The organism is Pseudomonas weihenstephanensis, assembly GCF_016812185.1.
Lineage (GTDB): Bacteria > Pseudomonadota > Gammaproteobacteria > Pseudomonadales > Pseudomonadaceae > Aquipseudomonas > Aquipseudomonas weihenstephanensis.
Map to the genome: position 1 here is coordinate 1 of NZ_JAAEBV010000013.1, position 4552 is coordinate 4552.

5 protein-coding genes and 1 pseudogene are annotated in these 4552 nt (G+C 58.8%); all 6 read right to left on the reverse strand.

Annotated features, from left to right (window positions below):
* A partial coding sequence (locus tag GYN01_RS22040) for a DUF3304 domain-containing protein (protein WP_238936411.1) occupies nucleotides 1-318 on the reverse strand: 318 nt, incomplete at its 3' end.
* Nucleotides 303-836: a Tli1a family immunity protein gene (locus GYN01_RS22045; protein WP_238936412.1), complete on the reverse strand. Its 534-nt coding sequence runs from the start codon at nucleotides 834-836 to the stop codon at nucleotides 303-305. The genes GYN01_RS22045 and GYN01_RS22040, both read right to left, overlap by 16 nt.
* Nucleotides 821-1354: a Tli1a family immunity protein gene (locus GYN01_RS22050; RefSeq protein WP_203307795.1), complete on the reverse strand. Its 534-nt coding sequence runs from the start codon at nucleotides 1352-1354 to the stop codon at nucleotides 821-823. Before GYN01_RS22050 ends, GYN01_RS22045 begins: the two co-directional genes overlap by 16 nt.
* Before the next feature lie 77 nt (nucleotides 1355-1431).
* A complete protein-coding gene (locus tag GYN01_RS22055) occupies nucleotides 1432-2241 on the reverse strand; it encodes a toxin Tle1 chaperone Tla1 (protein WP_203307796.1) in 810 nt (269 codons plus the stop codon).
* A 35-nt stretch (nucleotides 2242-2276) separates the two neighbouring features.
* Nucleotides 2277-4370, reverse strand: coding sequence for a type VI secretion system Vgr family protein (locus tag GYN01_RS22060; protein WP_203307797.1), 2094 nt, complete (start codon nucleotides 4368-4370; stop codon nucleotides 2277-2279).
* An 86-nt stretch (nucleotides 4371-4456) separates the two neighbouring features.
* A pseudogene (locus GYN01_RS22065) lies at nucleotides 4457-4552 on the reverse strand (Hcp family type VI secretion system effector); the annotation flags it as partial.

A 4552-nucleotide genomic window follows, 5' to 3' on the forward strand; every position in this document is an offset into this window, starting at 1 on the left:
TGCATCCGAATACCTAGGTTTAGGCCAATTTACATAATCATGCGGCTTGGGATCCTTCTCCCACTCAACCACCACACTCAGCCCCGAATGCCATTTCACCGGCATCGGCGCACAGCACATTTGACCGCCACCGTACCCATACGGAGCCAGATTCGGCCCGCCATTCCCATTCACCGAAAACCGGTTAATCGCCGCCGAGGTATGGCTGTAGCCCTCAATGGGTGCCCCCAAACGCTCAGGTTTGGGTTGGGCGCAGCCTTGCAGCGAAAGACCGCTGATCAACGTCAGCAACAGTGCTCGAATCATGATGTTGGACATGTGGCCGGATCCTCCATTTTTTGAGGGAACTTATAAGGGTAGTTAGGCGTGCCGGGCATCATGAGTCCTGCGCTAACCGCCACTTGGTTACAGGGTAAGAAATGCACATTCACCACGCCCAATCGCTCATACCGCGCAACAGGTACAACGGCTCGATGGTGGGTGTAGTGCGTCTCGTGCTCTCTGGCTGCCTTGCTCCAAGCCTCCGAATAGCGGGGTTTAGGCCAATTTCCTGAATCATGTGGATTAGGGTCCTTCTCCCACTCAACCACCACCGTCAGCCCCGAATGCCATTTCATCGGCATCGGCGCACAGCAGTTCTGCTTACCGCCGCCGCCATACGGCCCGATATTCGGCCCGCCATTCCCATTCACCGAAAACCGGTTAATCGCCGCCGAGGTATGGCTGTAGCCCTCAATGGGAGCACCCAAGCGCTCGGGTTTGGGCTGGGCGCAGCCTTGCAGCGAAAGACCGCTGATCAACGTCAGCAACAGTGCTCGAATCATGATGTTGGACATGTGGCCGGTTCCTCCATTTTTTGAGGGAACTTATAAGGGTAGTTAGGCGTGCCGGGCATCATGAGTCCTGCGCTAACCGCCACTTGGTTACAAGGTAAGAAATGCACATTCACCACGCCCAATCGCTCATACCGCGCAACAGGTACAACGGCTCGATGGTGGGTGTAACGCTTTTTGTGTTCATCCATACGCTTATTCCACGCATCAGAAAACATCACTTCAGTCCAGCGCCCGTAAGCATACGGATCAGTGTCCTTCTCCCACTCAACCACCACCGTCAGCCCTGGATGCCATTTCACCGGCATCGGCGCGCAGCAGTTCTGCTTACCGCCGCCGCCATACGGCCCGATATTCGGCCCACCATTCCCATTCACCGAAAACCGGTTAACCGCCGCCGAGGTATGGCTGTAGCCCTCGATGGGTGCCCCCAAACGCTCAGGTTTGGGTTGGGCGCAGCCTTGCAGCGAAAGACCGCTGATCAACGTCAGCAACAGTGCTCGAATCATGATGTTGGACATGTGGCCGGCTCCTCCATTTTGTTCTGCTCGCCATTTTGCAACGCTAAGCCGCCGGTCAACCTCACACACGGCGCACCTCATAAAACAACGTTGCCAGGGCTAAGGCTCAAGGGCGGGTGTTCACTCAATGCACTGGCGATGAAGTCTTCGTGGAGGTGTTTTGGCAACTGCTGGCGACTGACCTCCAGGTGTATACCGGTCAGGCAGCGGATCAGGCCTTCGTGCGAGGTGAAGCCATGTGCGTGCGGCGTACACTCATGGCTTTTGAGCCATAAAAGGGCTGCGCTCACAGCTTGCAGGTGCTGCACCTGATCATCGCTCAGGGACAAGCCGGTCAACCCGCTCTGCTCCTGAATACGGGCATCAAAACCTGAGAGCGAGGCCTGTTTGCCGTCGTGGTCGATCCAGTGCCACTGGCTCACCGGGGCGTGGAATTGCCCGAGTTGCTGAGGCTCGAGCTGCTCGCAAAAATGCCGGAACAGGCGCGTGTCGTAGTAGCGCAACACACCGCTGCTGGCGCCTTTGTTCCAGGTCGCCTGCGTAGCGCCGCGCAGGTGCGCCGCCAATGCCTCGAAAGGCCAGCGGCTGGTCAGGGCCAGCACACAAAAGTGCGTGTGGACGGCATTGAGCAACTGCGCCGCCTCTGCACACTGCGCTTGATTGCCCAATGCAATGCGCAACAACAGCGGCCCTTGGTGCGCCAATGCGTGCTCAAGGGTGTGCTCGAACAACCAGGCACACTCAGGGGCCGGAACCTGTTCCAGCAGGGGCGCTAACAGCCCGTGCGGCAACACGGCGCCATTGAGTAGCAAGTCCAGGTGATTGAGGCCAGCGCTGCGCGCCTCATCCATCAAGTGATGCAGCCAGTCCTGTGCGGTCGATAACATGACCTTTCCTTGTTTTTGTGTGCGTCACATAAACGTTAACGTGCCACCAGCGCATCAGCCTTGGCCTGCGCGGCGAGTAAACAGTCTTTGCACACCGGCTTGAGCGGCGCTGGCGTCTCGGGCTGCTCGGGCTGCTCGGGCTGCTCGGGGGCTTGAGCGGTCTGAGCCTGCTTTTGTTCAAGCAACGAGGGCACAGCCAACAACCCGAGCAAACCGGGTAACAACGGTGCGGCAGCCGTGCCGCTGGCGGGTGCCCCGCCGATTTGAATGGGGGTGCTGCTGAATATCCCCCCGCCTCCAATGACGATGTGTTGGCCGCCCGCTTTAAGGGTGATGCTTACGCCCGCGTCGAGGATCAAATTGGCGCCCGCCTTGAGGTGCACTTCCTGCCCCGCTTCGGCCACCAGCGTCTGCCCGACGCGGGTGTGGCTGCTGCTGGCGACCTGCAAATAATCATTGGCCTTGAGTTCGACCTTGCGGTCGGCAGTGACCGTACGCTGATCTTCGGCCTCAAGCACCACGATGTTGTTGCCCATGATGGTTTCATGCCGTTCGTTACCGACTTCCAGGCGACTGTCATGTTCGACCTTGTGTTCCATATCGCGCTGGGCGCGCAGGTAGATCAGTTCCTGACCCGCACGGTCTTCAAGGTGCAGCTCGTTGAACCCGGTGCTCTGCGGTGAGCTGCGACTGCGGAACACGCTGCGGGTCTTGTTGGCCGGCAAGGGGTAAGGCACCGGGTTAAGGCTATTGGCCAGACAGCCACTGACCACCGGCTGATCCGGGTCCCCCTCCAGAAAGGTCACCAGCACTTCCATGCCGACCCGCGGGATCGTCACGCTGCCGTGGTTGCTGCCCGCCCAACTGGAAGCCACCCGCAACCAGTAGCTGGACTTGTCATCGACCTTGCCTTCGCGGTCCCAATGGAACTTGACCTTGATCCGGCCGTGGGCATCGCAATAGATTTCTTCCCCCGCAGGCCCGGTCACCAAGGCGGTCTGGCTGCCCAGTACCCTGGGCTTGGGGTAGGCCTGTTGCGGGCGGTAAAACACATCCCACGGGGTGGCCACGAAGCGGTTGCGATAGCCCTGCTCAAACGCTTCGGTGTGCGTATCGCTGTCGTGGGTGATGTGCTCTTCCAGCACTTGCGGCTGATAGCCCTGATGATGGACCTCAGTCAGCAACCACAGGGCATTCCACGCCTTGCGCGGGTGTTCGGTAAGGGAGAAGAAATGCCCCGAGACCAACGTCGGCTGATCGCTTTTGCCTTCGGCCAGACGGTAGTCGGCGCGATGGCGCTCAAGGGCGCGCTGGGTCAAGGGTTTGCCACGTTCGCCCTGCACGAACAAGCCTGGATAGTCGTAGTCTTCCAGATCGGGTTGCGGGCTCTGCGCTTGCGGGCTGTGGGCGGCCTCGACCCGAAAGCCGGCTTTCTGGAAATCGTAATCACGGCGGGTGGTACGGCTGGTGCGGGTTTCAAGGCGCACATTGAAATGCTTGACGACCGGCTCATCCGCCACCATGCCGCTGCCCTGCACATAGGCCGTAGGCGTGCCCAACTGAGGGAAGACCGTCTGGTCGTCGCCGAACACCAGCAGGTGCGCCTGTTCTGAATGTTGAAAGTGGTAGTGAATGCCTTCTTCGTGGCACAGGCGCTGAATAAAGTGCAAGTCCGACTCGTCGTACTGAACACAGTACTCACGCGCCGGGTAGGTCGAATTCAATTGAAACTGATAGGCATCGCCATGAATCCCGTGCTCTTCGAGGATGCTGGCAATGATCTGCGCAACCGTGCGCTGCTGAAAAATACGTTGGTTGGTGCGATGGCGCAGGTACGCCAGTTGAGGCACCAATGTCAGGCTGTAACGGGTCAGGCGCTCGCCAGAATCGCCTTGGGCAATGCGATAAATCTGCCCGTGAATACCGTTACCGCTGTGGTTGAATGCCAGAAATGCCTGTTGATGCAGCAGGCTTTCAAGGTCGAGATCGGGGCGCTCGCTCACCAGCTCCACCTTGATTGCAAACGGTGAGCTGATCGTCTCTTGCCCCTCAAACTTAAGCACACGCAAATCGTGAGCAAGCCCCGTGATGGTCAGAGTGAATTGCGTTTCGTTGGCAGGGCTGAACATCCATTGTTCCTCAAGGTGAACACCTTAACGGCTTCATCGGCACCCACCGTGATCAACGATGGATGCCGTCAAGCAGCAGGTCAGTTTCAGCCCGCTACAGGCGAACGCCAGTCATCGGAACCGGATGTGCCGCACACTTCGTGCGTCCAGGTGATTTTGCGGTAGGTGAATTCCACGTCTTG

Bases quoted from the DNA above. Each gene is read 5' to 3' on its own strand.
- GYN01_RS22045 (WP_238936412.1), bottom strand. From the start codon at position 836: ATGTCCAACATCATGATTCGAGCACTGTTGCTGACGTTGATCAGCGGT.
- GYN01_RS22060 (WP_203307797.1), bottom strand. From the start codon at position 4,370: ATGTTCAGCCCTGCCAACGAAACGCAATTCACTCTGACCATCACGGGG.
- GYN01_RS22055 (WP_203307796.1), bottom strand. From the start codon at position 2,241: ATGTTATCGACCGCACAGGACTGGCTGCATCACTTGATGGATGAGGCG.
- GYN01_RS22050 (WP_203307795.1), bottom strand. From the start codon at position 1,354: ATGTCCAACATCATGATTCGAGCACTGTTGCTGACGTTGATCAGCGGT.